Source organism: Achromobacter sp., from assembly GCF_032113835.1.
Taxonomy (GTDB): Bacteria; Pseudomonadota; Gammaproteobacteria; order Burkholderiales; family Burkholderiaceae_B; genus Achromobacter.
Genome location: NZ_DAMCTG010000007.1, coordinates 43,539 through 62,641, shown reverse-complemented (window position 1 = coordinate 62,641; position 19,103 = coordinate 43,539). Strand labels below are relative to the sequence as shown.

The window sequence follows — 19,103 nt, the reverse complement described above, 5'->3', positions numbered from 1 at the left end:
CGGGTTACACGCGCTGTGGCATCGCACGCGGTGCGAGGCATGCACACCCGCCACGCCCCCCCGCGACGACCGGCCGCAGCGGGTTCAACGCAAAACCGCCGCGGACGTGCCGCGGCGGTTTCGGTGGCTTTGACTTCCGGGGATCAACCCCGGACGCTTACTTCAGCCAAGCGCGCGCGTTGCGGAAGATGCGCATCCACGGGCTGTAGGCGCCGCCCGAGTCCGCATTGCCCCACTTCTCGGGCGCCCACGACATCATGACGTTGCGGGTCACGCGTTCCGGGTGCGGCATCATCACCGTGAAGCGGCCGTCGGCCGTGGTGACGGACGTGAGGCCGCCCGGGCTGCCGTTCGGGTTGAACGGATAGGTTTCGGTGGCCTGGCCGTAGTTGTCGATGAAGCGCGCGCCGGCCAGCACGCGGCTGGCGTCGCCCTGCTGCGAGAAGTCGGCAAAGCCTTCGCCGTGGGCCACGGCGACCGGCACGCGGGCGCCTTCCATGCCGGCAAAGAAGATCGACGGCGACTTGGCGATTTCCACCATCGACAGACGGGCTTCGTACTTTTCGGACTGGTTGCGCGTGAAGCGCGGCCAGTGCTCGGCGCCCGGGATCATGGGCGCCAGCGCGGCCATCATCTGGCAGCCGTTGCACACGCCCAGCGCGAAGGTGTCGGGACGCGCGAAGTACGCGGCGAACTGGTCCGACAGCTTGCTGTTGAAGCGGATGGTGCGTGCCCAGCCTTCGCCCGCGCCCAGCACGTCGCCGTAGCTGAAGCCGCCGACGGCGACCAGGCCCTGCATCTGAGCCAGATCCAGGCGGCCGGACAGGAGGTCGGTCATGTGGACGTCGATGGCCTCGAAGCCCGAGGTATCGAAGGCCCAGGCCATTTCGACCTGGCTGTTGCAGCCCTGCTCGCGCAGGATGGCCACGCGCGGGCGCTTGCCGGTATTGATGAACGGCGCGGCCACGTCTTCTTGCGGGTCGAAGGCCACGGTCGGGCTCATGCCCGGATCCTTGATGTCGTTCCAGACGTCCAGTTCAGCCTGAGCGCACGCGGGATTGTCGCGGCGCGCCATGATGCGGTGCGAAACTTCGGACCAGGCGCGGCCCAGATCGGCGCGCGGCTGGCCCCAGACCTTGCGGCCGTCGCGGTAGAACTCGACTTCGTCGGCGCCGTTCAGGCCGCCGATGACGTGCGAGTGGGCCGACAGACCCGCGCCGCGCAGCACCTGCATGACGGCGTCGCGCTGCGAAGCCGGCACCTGGATGACGGCGCCCGCTTCTTCCGAGAACAGGGCCTTGAGGGTGAGCTCGTCGCGCTGCACCGCGACCTGTTCCGGACGGATCTTGTAGTCGCCCCAATCCGCCGACTGCGGATCGAAGGTCAGCATGTCCAGGTTGACCGAAATACCGGTGCGGCCGGCGAAGGCCATTTCGACCAGCGTGGCGAACAGGCCGCCATCGGAACGGTCGTGATAGGACAGGATGGTGCCGGCTTCGGCCAGCGTGCGGATGGTGACGAAGAACGCGCGCAGGTCTTGCGGCGCGTCGATGTCCGGCACGGTCTGGCCGACCTGGTTGTAGGTCTGCGCCAGGATCGAGCCGCCCATGCGGTGACGGCCACGGCCCAGGTCGATCAGGATCAGGACGCTGTCGCCGGCGTCGGTGCGCAGTTGCGGCGTCAGGCTGGCGCGCACATCGGCAACGGGCGCGAACGCCGTGATGATCAGCGACACGGGCGCCACGACCTGGCGCTGCTCGCCGTCCTGTTCCCAGGACGTCTTCATGGACAGCGAGTCCTTGCCGACCGGGATGGACAGGCCGGTGGCCTGGCACAGTTCGCTGACGGCGGACACGGTGTCGTACAGCGCGGCATCCTGGCCGGCCACGCCGCAGGCGGCCATCCAGTTGGCCGACAGCTTGATGTCTTCAAGGCGCGCGACGTCGGCGGCGGCCAGGTTGGTCAGGGCTTCGGCAACGGCCATGCGGCCCGAGGCCGGGGCGTCCAGCATGGCGATGGGAGTGCGTTCGCCCATCGACATGGCTTCGCCGCGGAAGCCTTCGTAGTCGGCCAGCGTGACGGCGCAGTCGGCAACCGGCACTTGCCACGGACCAACCATCTGGTCGCGGCTGGACAGGCCACCAACGGTGCGGTCGCCGATGGTGATGAGGAAGGACTTGTTGGCCACGGTGGGGTGGCGCAGCACGCGGTACGCGGCTTCGGTCAGGTCGATGCCGGCCAGGTCCAGGGGCTCGGACACGCCGGGCAGGCGCGTCACGTCGCGCGTCATGCGCGGCGGCTTGCCCAGGATGACGTCGATGGGCACGTCCACGGGACGCACTTCGGCGTCGCCTTGCGGGCGGATCGAGTCCAGGCCGGGCAGGCCCTCGCCGTCCACCACGCGCAGCTGGCGCTCTTCGGTGGCCACGCCCACCACCGCGTACGGGCAGCGTTCGCGGCGGGCGATGGCGTCAAAGCGTTCGAGGTCCTGCGGGAGGATCGACAGGACGTAGCGTTCCTGCGATTCGTTGCTCCAGATTTCGGCGGGCGACAGGCCCGATTCTTCGAGAGGCACGCGCTTCAGGTCGAAGATGGCGCCGCGGCCGGCGTCGTTGACGAGTTCGGGGAATGCGTTGGACAGGCCGCCCGCGCCCACGTCGTGGATGGCGATGATGGGGTTGTTCTCGGCCTGCTGCCAGCAGCGGTCGATGACCTCTTGGGCGCGGCGTTCGATTTCCGGGTTGCCGCGCTGGACGGAGTCGAAGTCCAGTTCAGCCGAGTTGCTGCCCATGCTGATGCTGGAGGCGGCGCCGCCGCCCATGCCGATGCGGAAGCCCGGGCCGCCCAGTTGGATCAGCAGCGCGCCGGGAGGAATCACATCCTTGTGCGTGAGACCGGCGTCGATGCTGCCCAAGCCGCCCGCGATCATGATGGGCTTGTGATAGCCCCAGCGCGTGCCGCCGGCGGTCTGCTCGAACGAGCGGAAGTAGCCCAGCAGGTTGGGACGGCCGAATTCGTTGTTGAACGCGGCGCCGCCGATGGGGCCGTCGATCATGATGGACAGCGGCGAAGCGATGCGATCCGGCAGGCCGTGGTGGTCGGCTTCCCAGGGTTGCAGCGCGTCGTCAAAGCGCAGGTGCGACACGGTGAAACCCGTGAGGCCCGCCTTGGGCTTGGAGCCGCGACCGGTGGCGCCTTCGTCGCGGATTTCGCCGCCGTTGCCGGTGGACGCACCGGGGAACGGGGCAATCGCGGTCGGGTGGTTGTGCGTCTCCACCTTCATGAGCGTATGCACGGTGGTGTCGCGGCGAATGTACTTGGCGCTGTCGGCGCCCTCGCCTGCCAGGCCCGGCACGCCGGCCTGGAAGCGCTGCGCGGGGCCGCCTTCCATGATGGCGGCGTTGTCCGAGTAGGCGACCACGGTGCCTTGCGGCTGCGCCTTGTGCGTGGCGCGGATCATGCCGAACAGCGTGTTGGGCTGCGACTGGCCGTCGATGACCCATTCGGCGTTGAAGATCTTGTGGCGGCAGTGTTCGCTGTTGGCCTGCGCGAACATCATCAGTTCGACGTCGGTGGGATCGCGGCCCAGGTCGGTGAAGGACTTGGCCAGGTATTCGATCTCGTCGTCGGACAGGGCCAGGCCGAGCGTGGTGTTGGCTTCGACCAGGGCATCGGCGCCGCGCGTCTGGACATCGACCGTGCGCATGGGCTTGCCGGCCAGCGGCTGGAACAGGGCCTGGCCGTCGAAGCTGGCGTCGACCACGGTTTCGGTCATGCGGTCGTGCAGGCAGTCGGCCGCGCGCGCCAGCATGGCTTCGTCGAGCGACTTGGCGCCAAGCAGTCCGCGTTCGGGCGTAATGACATAGCGCACGCCGCGTTCGATGCGGTGCACCGACGACAGGCCGCAGTTGTGGGCGATGTCGGTGGCCTTGCTGGCCCAGGGGGAGATCGTGCCGAGGCGCGGAATCACCAGCAGGGACACGCTCTTGGCGGGCGCGTCGCCCGTGGCGGGCGTGCCGTAGTCGAGCAGTTGCGTAAGTTGCTGCTGCTGTTCGGCCGTCAGGGCGGCGTCGGTGCTGACGAAGTGCTCGTAGCGGGCGGATATGTCGGCCACCGGCAGGCCGGCTTCCTTCAATTGCGCCAGGAGGCGGTCACGTCGAAAGGAGGACAGGACGGAGGAACCAGGCAGATGCTGAACTAGGGACACGATGCGGGCGCCGTATAAAGAGGGGTGCAAAGAAGGGATTTTACCCGTTTAAGGGGTTTTCCCGGAGCCGAAGTTCACGCCGGGTGCCCGCAGTCCGATTCGGCCATTGTTACAAAAGAATTCCGCAGGCCGCGCACTGCGATGGTGCACAGCAATATCGGCGGCGACACGGGACGGATGGCAGCGCTTTTGCCCTCCCGGCGGCATTCCTGCCCGGCAGCTTGACGCAGCGCAGCATGTTGCTTCGGCCCCGCATTGCGGGAAAACACGAAGACCTGCCTCGGCAGTGCGACGGTAGGATGCAGCGACCCTTCCAACAAGAAAAGCGCCTCTCCCGCGCCCGCTGGCCGCTGCCTCACATGTCCCGCCCCGAAGCCCCCGCCGAGCCCGTAGAACCGATCATCCCCGTAGAAGCAGACCCCGCCGTGAAGGTGCCGCTGGCCGTCGAGGACTGGCTGGCCGTGATCCTGCTGGCGACCCTGGCCATCATCACCTTCCTGAATGTGCTGGTGCGCTACTTCACCGATCAATCGTTCGCCTGGACGGAAGAGATTTCCGTGTTCCTCCTGATCGTGCTGACGATGGCAGGCGGCAGCGTCGCGTTCGTGCGCAATCATCACATCCGCATCGAGATCCTGGCGGACTCGGGCTCGCCTCGGCGCCAGCGCATCATGGCGCTGATCTCGAACGGCTGCGTACTGGGGTTCTTCGTGCTGCTGACCGTGCTGTCGGTCAAGCTGGTTTATGACGAGTACATCTACGAGGAAACCTCGCCGGCCATCGGCGTGCCGACCTGGTGGTATTCGATCTGGCTGCCGGTCATGGCCGCCGCGATTTCGCTGCGCACACTGGGCACCCTGCGCCGCATTGCGCGCGCCCCGGGCCAGGAAGCGCAACGATGATCGCCGCCATCCTCTTTACCGTCTTCATCGTCCTGATGATCATCGGCGTGCCCGTCGGGGTGGCGCTGGGCATCGGCGGCACGGTGGCGATCGTGCTGACCAACCTGGACACGCCCTGGTATGGCCTGCTGACGGTGCCGCAGAATTTCTACGCCGGGCTGGCCAAGTACCCGCTGCTGGCGATTCCGATGTTCGTGCTGGTTGGCTCCATCTTCGACCGCTCGGGCGTGGCCAAGCGGCTGGTGGACTTTGCGATCGCCATCGTCGGACGCGGTCCGGGCATGCTGCCGCTGGTGTCGATTGCGGTGGCGATGTTTCTGGGCGGCATCTCGGGTTCGGGACCGGCCTGCGCCGCGGCCGTGGGCGCGGTGATGATCACCGCAATGTCGCGCGCCGGCTATCCGGGGTCGTTCTCGGCGTCCGTGGTGGCCGCCGGCGCCGCCACCGACATCCTGATTCCGCCGTCCGTGGCCTTCATCATCTATTCCGTGCTGGTGCCGGGCGCATCGGTGCCCGCGCTGTTTGCCGCCGGCATGATCCCGGGCATTCTGGCCGGCTTTGCGCTGATCATTCCGGCCGTGTGGCTGAGCCGCAAATACAAGATGGGCGCGCTGGAAGCGCACCTGCCCCGCCCGCCCTTCTGGAAAAGCCTGCGCGAGGCGTCGTGGGGGCTGGCGGCGCCAGTGCTGATCCTGGGCGGCATGCGGATGGGTTGGTTCACGCCGACCGAAGCCGCCGTCGTCGCGGTGTTCTATGGCCTATTCGTCGGCGGCTTCATCCACCGCACCATCAAGTTCCGCGACCTGTACAAAATCTTGCGCGAAGCCGCCGAGCTGTCCGCCGTGATCATGCTGGTGGTGACGCTAGCCGGGATCTTTGCGTGGGCGCTGTCCACGCTGAGCGTGATCGACCCGATCACGCACGCCATCGTCAATTCGGGCCTGGGCGAATGGGGCGTGCTGGCGCTGCTGATCCTGCTGCTGATGACCGTGGGCATGTTCCTGGACGGCATCTCGATCTTTCTAATTTTCGTGCCGCTGCTCATGCCGATCGCCAATGCCTATGGCTGGGATCCGGTGTGGTTCGGCGTGATTCTGACCTTGAAGGTGGCGCTGGGCCAGTTCACCCCGCCGCTGGCCGTGAACCTGATGGTGTCGTGCCGCATCGCGCGCGTGCCGATGGAATCGACCGTGCGCTGGGTGGTGTGGCTGCTGGGCGCGATGTTCATGGTGCTGGTGGCGGTGCTGGTTTTTCCCGAACTGGCGCTGTGGCTGCCGCGCAAGCTGGGTTATTGAGAGAGGCTGGACGGGGCCGGCCCGGCAAGGGTTCTCGGCCATGGATGACAACAACAGAAAGACTCGCAGAGAGAGGAGACGCAACATGAAATTCCGCAACCTGATCGGCGCGGCGCTGTGCGCGGCGGCCGTGGTGGGCATGGCGCCCGCGCATGCGCAGAACTACAAGCCCGAGTACAAGCTCTCCATCGTCGTGGGCACCACGTTCCCGTGGGGCCAGGGCGCCGAGATCTGGTCGAACCTGGTGCGCGAGCGCACCGAAGGCCGCATCAACATCAAGGTCTACCCCGGCACCTCGCTGGTCCAGGGCGACCAGACCCGCGAGTTCACGGCGATCCGCCAGGGCGTGATCGACATGGCGGTGGGCTCGACCATCAACTGGTCGCCGCAGGTCAAGCAGCTGAACCTGTTCTCCCTGCCCTTCCTGATGCCCGACTACGCCGCCATCGACGCGCTGGTGCAGGGCGACGTGGGCAAGGACATGTTCAAGCTCATCGAGAAGGCCGGTGTGGTGCCGCTGGCCTGGGGCGAGAACGGCTACCGCCAGGTCAGCAACTCCAAGCGCGAGATCAAGCGGCCCGAGGACATGAAGGGCATGAAGCTGCGCGTGGTGGGCTCGCCACTGTACATCGACACGTTCACCGCGCTGGGCGCCAACCCCACGCAGATGAGCTGGGCGGACGCGCAACCCGCGCTGGCCAGCGGCGCGGTCGACGGGCAGGAAAATCCGCTGTCGATCTATACGGGCTCCAAGCTCTACACCGTGGGCCAGAAGTACCTGACGTTGTGGAATTACGTGGCCGATCCGCTGATCTTCGTGGTCAATCGCGAAGTCTGGAATTCCTGGTCGGAAAAGGACCGCGACATCGTGCGCCAGGCCGCGCTGGACGCCGGCAAGCAGCAGATCGTGATCGCGCGCAAAGGCGTCACGCCGGAAGATCCGTCGCTGCTCAAGGAAATCGCCGGCCACGGCGTGACCGTGACCACGCTGTCGCAGGCTGATCACGACGCGTTCGTGATGGCCACCAAGCCGGTCTATGAAAAGTGGAAGAAGCAGATCGGCGAGGACCTGGTCAACAAGGCCGAAAAGTCGATCGCAGAACGCAAGAAGTAACCCGCAAGAAGCAAACCGCGAAAAGTTCGCAGCAAGCCCCAGGGGAACCGGCGGCGCAAGCCGCCAACCGAGGCAGGGACGCTAGAATCCCGCCCACCAAACGGGCGCCGGCCACAAACCGGCGCCCGTTATCTTTTGGGGCGTCTAACGCCATTGTTCTATTGGGTGTCTGACACCCAACAGGCACTCGTTCAGATTCGAGGCCATCGCTTCAGGGTGTCAGACACCTAGGCCGGACTGATACGGTGTATGCGTAAAACACCCAGGCAGACTGGACGCAGCGTAGGTGTCTGACACCCCTGACGCATTCGCGCCAACTTGAGGCCGTCTCACCCGGGTGTCTGACACCGGGGACGATCGGTGTCTGATACCCGCCCTATTCCGGATAGCTGACTTCCAGAATATCCAGCTCATCGATGCCGGCCGGTGTGCGCAGCACCACCGTGTCGCCCACCCGCGCCTTGATCAGCGCGCGCGCCACCGGCGAGATCCAGCTGATCTTGCCGGCCAGGGGTTCGGCCTCGTCCACGCCGACGATGGTGACGGTGTGCTCCTCGCCGGCCTTGTCCACGTAGACGATCGTGGCGCCAAAGAACGCCTGGTCGCGGTTGGGTTGGGCCTTGGGGTCCACGACTTCGGCGATGTCCAGCCGCTTGGTCAGAAAGCGCATGCGGCGGTCTATCTCGCGCAGGCGCTTCTTGCCGTAGAGATAGTCGCCGTTTTCCGAGCGGTCGCCGTTGGAGGCGGCCCACGACACCACCTGCACGACCGCCGGACGCTCCACGTTCATGAGCTGCGTCAGCTCGCCGCGCAGGCGCTCGTAGCCCTCGGGCGTCATGTAGTTCTTGGTGCCGGCCGGCAGCGCCTGGGCCTGCGGCAGATCGTCGTCGTCCTCGTGGTCGGACTCTTTAACAAAGGCTTTATTCATGGCGGTTGCATCGCGATGGCGCGATCACTGTCGAAGCTTTCGGAATGAGCGGCGCGGGCCGCCCGCGTCAGAACCAGTCGTGCCAGACCGGCTTCAAGTCGGATGGCAGAGGCGGCAGGCGGCCCAGGTCCATCCGGCTTTCCTTGGGACTGTGGAAGTCCGAACCGCGCGAGGCCAGAAAGCCGTAGCGGCGCGCCACCTCGGCGTACTGGCGGGCTTCTTCCACGGTGTGGCTGCCCGTGTTGACCTCGATGCCCACGCCGCCCAGTTGCAGGAATTCGTCGAACAGCGCGGCAAACTGCAGCGGGGTGTATTTGTAGCGGCCGGGGTGGGCGATGACGGCCTGGCCGCCCGCGCCGCGGATCCAGCCCACGGCGTCAGCCAGCGTGGCCCATTGCATGGGCACATGGCCCGGGCAATCGTCGCCCAGATGCTTGTTGAAGACGGTCTGCACGTCGGGGCAGTAACCGGCTTGCACCAGGTATCGCGCAAAATGCGTGCGGCTGATCAGTTCGGGGTTGCCGGCAAACGGCAGCGCGCCTTCGTAGGCACCGGGCATGCCCATGTCCGCCAGGCGGTCGCCGATGCGCTTGGCGCGCTCGGCGCGTCCCGAGCGGGTTTTACGCAGGCCTTCGACCAGCGCGGTGTTCTGCGGATCGAAGCGCAGGCCGACGATATGCACGGTCAGGCCCGCCCACGTGACCGAAACCTCGACGCCGGTGGCAAAGCGCATGCCCAGTTCCTGGGCGGTGGCGGCGGCTTCGGCGATGCCGCCCACTTCATCGTGGTCGGTCAGCGCCCAGACATCGACCCCGTTGGCGAACGCCCGCTGCGCCACGTCCCGGGGCGAGAGCGCGCCGTCGGAAACGGTGGAATGGCAATGCAGGTCGATGTTCAGGGTGGGCGATTTCATGCGGCTATTGTAGAGAAGCCCCGGCGGACCGCCTAGCGCGGTGCCGTCCCCACATAGCCGCCCGTCCGGTCAGGACAGCAGAAAATCCGCCACCGGGTTCACCTGATCGTCCGAGATCAGCGTGGGTGCATGGCCCACGCCCGGCACCTCAAGCGACCGGGCGCGCGGATTGCGTTTGAGCATTTCGTCGACCGTGGCGCGCGTCAGCAGGTCGGACAATTCGCCGCGGACGATCAGGACCGGGCAATCGAGCGCGTCATACGACCGCCACAGGATCTGCTCGCCTGCCGCCAGTTCTTCGGGCGTCTGGGCCGCCAACGCCTGGGCGATGGCCAGGTCGTAATGCTTGACCCATTTGGCGCCCTGCTGCGGGTAAAGGTATTTGGCCAGCTCGGCCCACTGGGCGTCCGTGTGCGGGCCGAAGGTTTCCGAATTGGCGCGCATCGTCGCCACGGCCTCTTCGAAGGTGGCGAACTCACCAGGCGCGCCGACGTATTGGCCGATGCGCGACAAGGCGCCATTTTCCAGGCGCGGCCCCACGTCGTTAAGCACCAGTTTCTCCAGGCGCAGGCCCTGGTCGGGCGGCAGCATCCCGGCATGCGGGCGCATCGCCAGCATGGCCTTGGCGAACGCGGCGGCGCCTGACAACGCCATGCCGATGAGCCCGCCCATCGACGTGCCCACCCACGACAGGCTGCCCGGGTGCAGGCGCGCGATGAGCGTCACCATGTCGGACACGTACTGGGGCACCGTGTAGAACGCCGGATTGACCAGCCAATCCGACCGGCCGCGGCCGGCCACGTCGGGGCAGACCACTCGGTAAGTGCCTGCCAGCCGGCGCGCCAGCGCGTCGAAGTCGCGTCCGCTGCGGGTCAGACCATGCACGCAAAGCAGCACGCGGTCATTGGCGGGACCGCCCCATTCCCAATAGGCCATGCGGTGCAGGCCGGCCGGGCTGGCGCACGTGACGAATTCCAAACGGGGTTCCAGGCTGGCATCCACTTCGATAGGCTCCACGATCGGCGCGCGCCGGCACGGCCGCGCCACTTTGGCCGCTATCTTATCGGTTATGCAACGCCGGTGCGCCCTGCTCTGGACTATCGCGGCCGTCGTGGCTACGATCCTTGCATCCTGTGAGCGCCCCCCGCGTGTTCCGGCGCGCCGGACATTGCCGTTGGCTATGGGCCCGATGCATTCATTAAATTGGAGTTGCACACCTTTCAAGGCGCAAAGTAAAAAGTTTCAGGCATTGCCAGATCAGTCATCCCAAAATTGATATGGAGTCCGTATGCAGCAAAGCAGTCCCATCACCCCGCTGACCGAGCAGCCTGCCGGTCAAACCAGCGTCATTTCCCCTCCCCCCGCCCCCCCAAAAATCCTGCAGGACCTGATGGCGCGCGCCGACGTGCAGATCAACGGCTCGCGGCCCTGGGACATGCAGGTGCATGACAAGCATATGTACGAGCGGGTGTTCGCCAGCTGGTCGTTGGGGCTGGGCGAGTCGTACATGGACGGCGAGTGGGACTGCGACCAACTGGACGAGCTCTTCACCCGCCTGCTGCGTGCCGACATGGGATCGGCGGCGCTGGGCGTGGCGCGCATCAAACTGATCGCCGAGCACCTGCGCCACAAACTGTTCAATCTTCAGTCCAAGCATCGGGCGTTTGAAGTCGGCGAACAGCACTATGACGCGGGCAACGACGTGTTCGAGGCCATGCTGGACAGCCGGATGATCTACTCCTGCGCGTACTGGGAGCACGCCCAGACGCTGGAGGAGGCGCAGGTCGCCAAGCTGGACATGATCTGCCGCAAGCTGCAACTGAAAGAAGGCGAGACGCTGCTGGACATCGGCTGCGGCTGGGGCGGACTGGCCAAGTTCGCGGCCGAGCGCTATGGCGTCAAGGTCACCGGCGTGACCGTGTCCAAGGAGCAACTGGCCCTGGCGCAGGAACGCGTCAAAGGCCTGCCCGTGGAGCTGCTGCTGCAGGACTACCGCGACCTGCAGGGCCGCTTCGACAAGGTGGTGTCGGTCGGCATGTTCGAGCACGTCGGGCCGAAGAACTACGACACCTACTTCACCAACGTGCAGCGGCTGATGGCGCCCGAAGGCATTTTCCTGCTGCACACGATCGGTATCGCGGCCACCAGCCAGAGCACCGATCCGTGGATCGACCGCTACGTGTTTCCCAACGGCAAACTGCCGTCGGCGCGCGAAGTTGCGACGGCCGTCGAAGGCCGCTTCATCGTCGAAGACTGGCACAACTTCGGGGCCGATTACGACCGCACGCTGATGGCGTGGTGGGACCGCTTCGAGCAGGCTTGGCCCACGCTGGAGTCGCGCTACGGCACCCGGTTTTACCGGATGTGGAAGTATTACCTGATGTGCTGCGCGGGCTTCTTCCGGTCGCGCGAAGGGCAGCTTTGGCAGGTGATACTGACGCATCCGCAGCGGCAGGAGACGTATCGGTCGCTGCGCTGAAACCGCAGCAGTTGCGCGAGTTCAGGCAAGCCGCCCCTGACCGGGCGGCTTGTTTCATTGGCGCACGGTTATCGCGCCGCCCCCGCCCCTGCTTCATCCCGGATCATGTCGGCCGCCCGCTCGGCAATCATGATCGTCGGCGAATTGGTGTTGCCCGACGTGATGCGCGGCATGATCGACGCGTCGGCGATGCGCAGGCCCTGCAGTCCATGCACGCGCAGTTGCGCATCCACCACCGCCCCGCTGTCGGCGTCCCGGCCCATCGCGCAGGTGCCCACCGGGTGAAAGATGGTGGTGCCGATCTTGCCGGCCGCCTGGCGCAGCTCTTCTTCGGTCTGGAACGCCGGACCGGGCAGCCATTCATCAGGCCGATAACGCTGCAAGGCCGGCGCGGCGGCGATGCGGCGCACGAGTCGGATCGAATCGGCGGCAACGCGCAGGTCGTCGTCGGTGCTCAGGTAGTTGGGCCGGATGACGGGCGCTTCGCAGCCTTTTTGCCCGGCCGGACCTTGTGCATGAATGCTGCCGCGCGACGAGGGGCGCAGGTTGCAGACGCTGGCGGTGAACGCGTCGAAACCATGCAGGGGTTCGCCGAATGCGCCCAACGACAGCGGCTGTACGTGGAATTCGACGTTGGCGCGGTCCTGGCCGGGATCGGATTTGGCGAACAGGCCCAGTTGCGAGGGCGCCATGCTCATCGGACCGCTGCGGCTCACCAGATATTCCAGCCCGATGCCCGCGCGGCCCAGCCACGTGGACGCGATCCGGTTCAGCGTCTTGACGCCGTTCACCTTGATGATGACGCGCAATTGCAGATGGTCCTGCAGGTTCTCGCCAACACCCGGCAAGGCGTGGCGCAGCGCGATGCCGGCTTCGCGCAGTCGCGCGGGCTCGCCGATGCCGGAGACTTCCAGCAGGTGCGGTGAATTCACGGCGCCGGCCGCCAGCACCACCTCGCGCCGCGCGCGCAGCGACATCGTGCGGCCGTTCTGGTTGACGCGCACGCCGACGCAGCGCTTTTCGTCAATTTCAAGCTGTTCGGCCAGCGCGCCGGTCATCACGTGCAGGTTCGGGCGCTTGCGCACCGGCCGCAGGAATGCCTTGGACGTATTCCAGCGCCAGCCGCTGCGCTGGTTGACCTCGAAGTAGCCGCTGCCGAAGTTGTCGCCGCGGTTGAAGTCCTGCACGCGCGGGATCCCTTCCTGTTCGGCGGCTGAGGCGAACGCTTCCAGAATGTCCCAGCGCAGGCGCTGCGATTCCACGCGCCATTCGCCGCCCGCGCCGTGGAAGTCGTCGGCGCCGCGGTGGTAGTCCTCGCTGCGTTTGAAGACCGGCAGCACCTGATCCCAGCTCCAGGCCGCGTCGCCCGACAGCGCGGCCCAGTCCTCGTAGTCCTGCTTCTGGCCGCGCATGTAGATCATGCCGTTGATCGAAGAACACCCGCCCAGCACGCGGCCGCGCGGATAGATGAGCGAGCGCCCGCCCAGCCCCGGCTCCTCGGCCGTTCGGTACATCCAGTCCGTGCGCGGGTTGCCGATGCAGTGCAAGTAACCGACGGGGATGTGAATCCAGTGATAGTTGTCGCGCCCGCCGGCTTCCAGCAGCAGCACCTGCACGGCGGGATCGCGGCTCAGGCGGTTGGCCAGCACGCAGCCGGCCGAACCCGCGCCCACGATGATGTAGTCGTATGTCTCCATAAGCTCTTCTTATCAAGTCGCGGGCCCGAAACGGACGCCGGCACGGTGAGCCGCCCCAGCTACGACGTTGGACGCGCGCCAGGAATCTGGCAAGACTCTGGCGCAGGTCGGGGCGGCTGTCCAATGAAATGTTGAAAAGGGGATTATTAGCGTCTCTAATATTGCTCGGGTGATTTCTGAGTTGGGTCGAGGTGTCTGACACCCGTGCGAGACAGTCGTCTAGCCGGCACACCGCCGCAGGGGTGTCAGACACCGGCGGCATGCCACGAAAGGCGCCCATGGCTTTGTAGGACTAAATGAGGTGTCTGACACCCTCTAACCCGATTTCCGGAAGCATCCATGGACCTGAAGCACATCCGCACATTTGCCGCCGTCGCGCGGGAAGGCAATTTGACGCGCGCGGCCGAGCATCTGCATTTGACGCAGCCTGCGCTTAGCCTGCAGCTCAAGAACTTTCAGGAGTCGCTGGACCTGACGCTGTTTTCGCGCTCGGCGCAAGGGTTGGCGCCCAACGCGGACGGTCGGGCGTTGTTGCCGGCGGCGCAGCGGGTGCTGGATGCGCTGGATGACTTTCAGCGTGCCATCGGGGCGTTGCGCGATACCGTTCAGGGCGAATTGCGCATCGGGACGATCCTGGACCCGGAATTCCTGCGGCTGGGCGCCACGCTGCAGTATCTGGTCGAGCATTACCCGAAGATCCGCCCCACCCTGCGGCACGGCATGTCGGGATCGGTCGGCCGCCAGGTTCGTGCCGGGGAACTGGACGTGGGGTTCTTTCTGGGGCCGCAAACCCGGGACGGCAGCCAGCCTTCGGGCCTGCACGCCCAACCGCTCGCTTCCTTTTCCTATTACGTCGTCGCCCCAAAAAGCTGGAGCGCGCAGGTCGCCGGCCGGGACTGGGCGGAGATTGCGGCGCTGCCCTGGATCTGGACCCCGCCGGATTCGGTCCATCACCGCCTGCTGTCCGACAAGTTCGACGCGCTGGGCATCACGCCCCACGCGGTCGCCGAGGTGGACCAGGAAGCCTCCATGCTGGATCTGGTCCGCTCCGGCGTGGGCCTGTCTCTCGCACGCGACGCCATCGCGCTGCGCGAATCGCAGTCCAGCGGCCTGCAGCTCGTGAAGGGCCTGTCGATCCAGGCCGAACTGTCGTTCATCACCCAGGCCGCGCGACGCGACCATCCGCTGGTGGCCGCCGCTTTCGCCGCGGTGCGGGCGGCATTCGCCTGAATCCGCTGTCAGCGATCGGCTAGCGGCGATGGGCTCGGCCATCGGCCGCCAGCCCCTGACGTTGTCGCCGCCATCGCGATCGTGGCACCCACCGCATTGCCGTCGCCATTCCGGTCGCCATTGCCATTGCCATCGCCGTCGCCGTCGCCCTCACCATCGCCATCCCCAACCCCCATCGTCATCGCCCACAGCGTCGTCGTCGCCATCCTCGCCGCTATCGCCAACCACGACCACCGCCGCCACCCAACCATGTTGCACTGCGCCAAACAGGTGCAGTCCGCACGCAGATATGCACCGATACGAAGCATGCGCGCGAATCCCCGCGATCCGGCCGCTCCCCCTCATCTCCCCTTCAAACCGCCCTCCTTCCCTATGACTAGCAAGGGAATCCCCCCCGACACATCGCTCCTCGACATACCTGGCATGGACTTTGCTTAATTGCCTATGTGCGGGTGCAGACCCGGCAAGACAACGTGAGCAATACCGGCAATGGCGCCCCGACCGCAAGGTCCAGGGCGCCGTTTGTCTTTTGAAATCCGAAAATCCAAGCCTGGGGAAATCCCATGAATGCAGCGGCCACATCCGATTCCTTGCAGACGCTGGTTGTCATCGGCAACGGCATGGTGGGTCATCATTGCGTCGAGCAATTGATCGCCCGCGGCGCTCTCGAGCGCTATCGCATCACCATCTTCGGCGAGGAAACCCGCCGCGCTTATGACCGCGTCCATCTTTCCGAATACCTGAACGGGCGGGATGCCGAGTCGATGGCGCTGGGCGAGGCCTCGCTTTATGAGCACGACGGCGTGTCGCTGCGACTGGGCGAGCCCGTGCTGGACATCGACAGCCACGCCCGGGAAGTCATCACCGCCAATGGCCGCTACGCCTACGACAAGCTGGTGCTGGCGACCGGCTCCTATCCCTTCGTGCCGCCCATCGCGGGCGCCGAGGGCAATTCGCGCCTGGTGTACCGCAGCATCGACGACCTGGACCTGATCCGCGAAGCCGCCAGCGGCGCGCGGCGCGGGGTGGTCGTGGGCGGCGGCCTGTTGGGACTGGAAGCGGCCAACGCGCTCAAATCCCTGAATCTGGAAGCCCATGTCGTGGAATTCGCGCCACGCCTGATGCCGGTGCAGCTGGACGAGGCTGGCGGCGCGGCGCTGAAGGCGCGCATCGAGTCGCTGGGCGTGGGCGTGCACCTGTCGCGCGCAACGCAGGACATCAAGCCGGGCACGCAATACCGCTACCGCATGCGCTTTGCCGAAGGCGCGCCGCTGGAAACGGACCTGATCGTGTTTTCGGCCGGCATCCGTCCGCAGGTGTTCCTGGCGCGCAAGGCCGGGCTGGCGCTGGCAGAACGCGGCGGCGTCGCCATCGACGACCGCTGCCGCAGCAGCGATGAGAACATCTACGCCATCGGCGAATGCGCGTCGTGGAACGGCACGGTGTTCGGCCTGGTCGCCCCCGGCTACCAAATGGCCCGCATCGTCGCCGCCGAACTCTGCGGCGCACCGGAACAGGCGTTTTCGGGCGCCGACATGTCCACGAAGCTCAAGCTCTTGGGCGTGGACGTGGGATCGATCGGCGACGCGCACGGCGCCACGCCCGGCTCGCGCAGCTACCGGTTCATCGACGAGGCCGGCTCCAGCTACCGCCGACTGGTGATTTCCGAAGACGGCAAGCGCGTGCTGGGAGCGGTTCTGGTGGGCGACAACAGCTACTACGACACGCTGCTGCAATACGCGCAGAATGGCATCGCGCCACCCGCCGATCCGTCCAGCCTGATCCTGCCGCAGGGCCAGGCCGCCCCGCTGCTGGGCGTGGACGCCCTGCCCGCCACCGCCACGATCTGCTCCTGCCACAACGTCAGCAAGGGCGCGGTCTGCGACGCCATCGACGGCGGCTGTACGGACCTGGCCGGCGTCAAGGCCTGCACCAAGGCGGCCTCGGGCTGCGGCGGCTGCGCGGGCCTGCTCAAGCAGGTGGTCGAACACGAACTCGCCAGCCGCGGCGTCGTGGTGGACAAGAGCCTGTGCGAGCACTTTGCCTACACCCGCCAGGAGCTGTACGCGATCGTGCGCGTGAGCGGCGCCGAGACCTTTGAGGAAGTCCTGGCCAGCCACGGCCGGGGCCACGTCGGCTGCGAGATCTGCAAGCCCGCCATCGGCTCGATCCTGGCGTCCTGCTGGAACCGTCCGATTCAGGACCCGCACCTGGTGCCGCTGCAGGACACCAACGACACCTTCATGGCCAACATGCAGAAGAACGGCACCTATTCGGTGGTGCCGCGCATGCCGGCCGGCGAAGTCACGCCGGATGGCCTGATCGCCGTCGGCATGGTCGCCAAGAAATACAACCTGTACGTCAAGGTGACGGGGGGCCAGCGCATCGATCTGTTCGGCGCGCAACTGCACGAGCTGCCCGGCATCTGGTCCGAACTGATCGCCGCCGGCTTCGAGACGGGCCACGCCTACGGCAAGTCCACCCGCACCGTGAAATCCTGCGTGGGCAGCACCTGGTGCCGCTTCGGCGTGCAGGACAGCGTGAAGATGGCGCTGGACATCGAGCACCGCTACAAGGGCCTGCGCGCGCCGCACAAGCTGAAGTTCGCCGTGTCCGGCTGCACCCGCGAATGCGCCGAGGCGCAAAGCAAGGACATCGGCGTGATCGCCACCGAGAACGGCTGGAACCTGTACGTGTGCGGCAACGGCGGCATGCGGCCGCGCCACGCCGAACTCTTCGCCACGGACCTGGACGACGCCACCCTCATCCGCTACATCGACCGCTTGCTGATGTTCTACATCCGCACGGCCGACAAGCTGCAGCGCACGTCGGTGTGGCGCGAATCGCTGGAAGGCGGCCTGGACTACCTGAAGGCGGTCGTGATCGACGACAGCCTGGGTCTGGGCGCCGAGCTTGAAGCGCAGATGCAACTGGTGGTGGACCGCTACGAATGCGAGTGGGCCAACGCCATCAGCGACCCCGAAAAGCTCAAGCGCTTCCGTACGTTCGTGAACGACAGCCAGGGCGATCCCGACATCCAGTTCGTGCAGGAACGCGGCCAGCCCCGCCCGGCCCCGGCGCGCGCCGCTCAGCGCGTCATCCCGATTGCCGAGGAGATCGTCTGATGGCCGCCCTGCCCAACCCGCAACCCACCTGGCGCCACGCGTGCGTCCGCCAGGACCTCGTCGCCAACTCGGGCGTCGTCGCGCTGGTCGACGGCGCGCAGGTCGCGCTGTTCTACCTGCCCGACGCCGCGGACCAGACTTTGTACGCCGTGTCGAACCGCGATCCGAAGTCCGGCGCCAACGTCATCGGCCGGGGCATCGTGGGCCAGCTGGCCGGCGACCTGGTGGTGGCGTCCCCCCTCTACAAGCAGCACTTCCGGCTGGCGGACGGCAGCTGCGTGCAATTTCCCGAACAACGCCTGCAGACCTGGCAGGCGCGCTTCAACGGCGACGCGGTCGAAATCGCCTGACGGCCGCCGCACACGTATTCAACACATCAGCACAGCAACAGGAAACTTCATGTCCTACCTAGCTCCCTCCGAGTTCGTCACCAAGATGGTGGATGCCGGCGAATCGAAGCTCTACATGGCGACCCGCGACGTCCTGATCCGCGCCTTCATGGCCGGCGCCATCCTCGCGATCGCCGCGGTCTTCGCCGTCACCGTCACGGTGCAGACCGGCTCGCCCATCCTCGGCGCCGCGCTCTTTCCGGTCGGCTTCTGCATCCTGTACCTGATGGGCTTCGACCTTCTGACGGGCGTCTTCGTGCTGACCCCGCTGGCGCTCTTCGACAAGCGGCCCGGCGTCACGATGGGCGGCATCCTCAAGCACTGGGGCAAGGTCTTCGTGGGCAACTTCCTGGGCGCGCTGACCGTCGCCGTGCTGATGGCCATCGTCTTCACCTACGGCTTTTCGGTGCCGCCCAACAAGGTCGGCCAGGTCATCTCGCACATCGGCGAAGACCGCACGCTGGGCTACAAGGAATATGGCGCGGGCGGCATGCTGACGATCTTCATCCGCGGCGTGCTGTGCAACTGGATGGTGTCGCTGGGCGTCGTGGGCGCCATGATCTCGACCACCGTCAGCGGCAAGGTCATCGCCATGTGGATGCCCGTCATGCTGTTCTTCGCCATGGGCTTCGAGCACTCCATCGTCAACATGTTCCTGTTCCCGTCGGCCATGATCATGGGCGGCAACTTCTCGATCATGGACTACATGATCTGGAACGAAATCCCGGTGGTGCTGGGCAACCTGATCGGCGGCATTTCGCTGACGGGCCTGACGCTCTACACCACGCACATGAAGACCGCGCCCAAGCGCCGCTTCAACTGAT

The 19,103-nt window shown here is 66.3% G+C and carries 13 protein-coding genes; 8 read left to right on the top strand and 5 right to left on the bottom strand.

Annotation, left to right across the window (positions count from 1 at the left end):
- Positions 1-157 precede the first annotated feature (157 nt).
- Entirely contained in the window at positions 158-4,207 is a 4,050-nt protein-coding gene (gene purL / locus RT697_RS04840; protein WP_313697235.1) for a phosphoribosylformylglycinamidine synthase, read from the bottom strand.
- Positions 4,208-4,566: 359 nt separating this feature from the next.
- On the opposite strand from purL, the gene RT697_RS04835 reads away from it, so the two are divergent.
- From RT697_RS04835 to RT697_RS04825, 3 genes are all read left to right on the top strand, one after another.
- Positions 4,567-5,109 (top strand): TRAP transporter small permease, encoded by a 543-nt coding sequence (locus RT697_RS04835; RefSeq protein WP_056562215.1) that lies wholly within the window; start codon positions 4,567-4,569, stop codon positions 5,107-5,109.
- Positions 5,106-6,404 carry a TRAP transporter large permease gene (locus RT697_RS04830; protein WP_056562218.1) on the top strand — a complete coding sequence of 433 codons (1,299 nt, stop codon included), beginning with the start codon at positions 5,106-5,108 and terminating at the stop codon, positions 6,402-6,404. Before RT697_RS04835 ends, RT697_RS04830 begins: the two co-directional genes overlap by 4 nt.
- 85 nt (positions 6,405-6,489) lie before the next feature.
- On the top strand, positions 6,490-7,518 hold the full coding sequence (locus RT697_RS04825; protein ID WP_313697234.1) for a DctP family TRAP transporter solute-binding subunit: 1,029 nt from the start codon (positions 6,490-6,492) through the stop codon (positions 7,516-7,518).
- A 376-nt stretch (positions 7,519-7,894) separates the two neighbouring features.
- Here the strand turns inward: RT697_RS04825 and greB are convergent, their stop codons facing one another.
- The 3 genes from greB to RT697_RS04810 all read right to left on the bottom strand — a co-directional run bounded on the left by greB (position 7,895) and on the right by RT697_RS04810 (position 10,361).
- Positions 7,895-8,446 (bottom strand): transcription elongation factor GreB, encoded by a 552-nt coding sequence (gene greB, locus RT697_RS04820; protein WP_313697233.1) that lies wholly within the window; start codon positions 8,444-8,446, stop codon positions 7,895-7,897.
- Between the two features lie 67 nt (positions 8,447-8,513).
- Complete coding sequence (locus RT697_RS04815) at positions 8,514-9,359, bottom strand: 3',5'-nucleoside bisphosphate phosphatase (protein WP_313697232.1); 846 nt, start codon at positions 9,357-9,359, stop codon at positions 8,514-8,516.
- Positions 9,360-9,428: 69 nt separating this feature from the next.
- The gene (locus tag RT697_RS04810; RefSeq protein WP_409517401.1) at positions 9,429-10,361 is read right to left on the bottom strand and encodes an alpha/beta fold hydrolase; all 933 of its coding nucleotides are present in this window, start codon (positions 10,359-10,361) and stop codon (positions 9,429-9,431) included.
- A 286-nt stretch (positions 10,362-10,647) separates the two neighbouring features.
- Here RT697_RS04810 and cfa point away from each other — a divergent pair, with 286 nt between their 5' ends.
- Positions 10,648-11,838 carry a cyclopropane fatty acyl phospholipid synthase gene (cfa, locus tag RT697_RS04805; protein ID WP_313697231.1) on the top strand — a complete coding sequence of 397 codons (1,191 nt, stop codon included), beginning with the start codon at positions 10,648-10,650 and terminating at the stop codon, positions 11,836-11,838.
- Between the two features lie 68 nt (positions 11,839-11,906).
- On the opposite strand, the gene RT697_RS04800 is transcribed toward cfa, so the two are convergent.
- Complete coding sequence (locus RT697_RS04800; RefSeq protein WP_313697230.1) at positions 11,907-13,535, bottom strand: GMC family oxidoreductase; 1,629 nt, start codon at positions 13,533-13,535, stop codon at positions 11,907-11,909.
- A 339-nt stretch (positions 13,536-13,874) separates the two neighbouring features.
- On the opposite strand from RT697_RS04800, the gene RT697_RS04795 reads away from it, so the two are divergent.
- From RT697_RS04795 to RT697_RS04780, 4 genes are all read left to right on the top strand, one after another.
- Positions 13,875-14,765 carry a LysR family transcriptional regulator gene (locus RT697_RS04795; RefSeq protein ID WP_313697229.1) on the top strand — a complete coding sequence of 297 codons (891 nt, stop codon included), beginning with the start codon at positions 13,875-13,877 and terminating at the stop codon, positions 14,763-14,765.
- Positions 14,766-15,328: 563 nt separating this feature from the next.
- A complete protein-coding gene (gene nirB, locus RT697_RS04790; RefSeq protein ID WP_313697228.1) occupies positions 15,329-17,890 on the top strand; it encodes a nitrite reductase large subunit NirB in 2,562 nt (853 codons plus the stop codon).
- Positions 17,890-18,240 (top strand): nitrite reductase small subunit NirD, encoded by a 351-nt coding sequence (gene nirD / locus RT697_RS04785; RefSeq protein ID WP_313697227.1) that lies wholly within the window; start codon positions 17,890-17,892, stop codon positions 18,238-18,240. The genes nirB and nirD overlap by 1 nt, the downstream gene beginning before the upstream one ends.
- Positions 18,241-18,289: 49 nt before the next feature.
- Complete coding sequence (locus tag RT697_RS04780; protein ID WP_056562246.1) at positions 18,290-19,102, top strand: formate/nitrite transporter family protein; 813 nt, start codon at positions 18,290-18,292, stop codon at positions 19,100-19,102.
- Position 19,103 lies beyond the last annotated feature (1 nt).

Coding starts and splice junctions, on each gene's coding strand:
- nirB (WP_313697228.1), top strand. CDS start 15,329: ATGAATGCAGCGGCCACATCCGATTCCTTGCAGACGCTGGTTGTCATC.
- cfa (WP_313697231.1), top strand. CDS start 10,648: ATGCAGCAAAGCAGTCCCATCACCCCGCTGACCGAGCAGCCTGCCGGT.
- RT697_RS04815 (WP_313697232.1), bottom strand. CDS start 9,359: ATGAAATCGCCCACCCTGAACATCGACCTGCATTGCCATTCCACCGTT.
- RT697_RS04835 (WP_056562215.1), top strand. CDS start 4,567: ATGTCCCGCCCCGAAGCCCCCGCCGAGCCCGTAGAACCGATCATCCCC.
- RT697_RS04825 (WP_313697234.1), top strand. CDS start 6,490: ATGAAATTCCGCAACCTGATCGGCGCGGCGCTGTGCGCGGCGGCCGTG.
- RT697_RS04830 (WP_056562218.1), top strand. CDS start 5,106: ATGATCGCCGCCATCCTCTTTACCGTCTTCATCGTCCTGATGATCATC.
- nirD (WP_313697227.1), top strand. CDS start 17,890: ATGGCCGCCCTGCCCAACCCGCAACCCACCTGGCGCCACGCGTGCGTC.
- greB (WP_313697233.1), bottom strand. CDS start 8,446: ATGAATAAAGCCTTTGTTAAAGAGTCCGACCACGAGGACGACGACGAT.
- RT697_RS04795 (WP_313697229.1), top strand. CDS start 13,875: ATGGACCTGAAGCACATCCGCACATTTGCCGCCGTCGCGCGGGAAGGC.
- RT697_RS04780 (WP_056562246.1), top strand. CDS start 18,290: ATGTCCTACCTAGCTCCCTCCGAGTTCGTCACCAAGATGGTGGATGCC.
- RT697_RS04800 (WP_313697230.1), bottom strand. CDS start 13,535: ATGGAGACATACGACTACATCATCGTGGGCGCGGGTTCGGCCGGCTGC.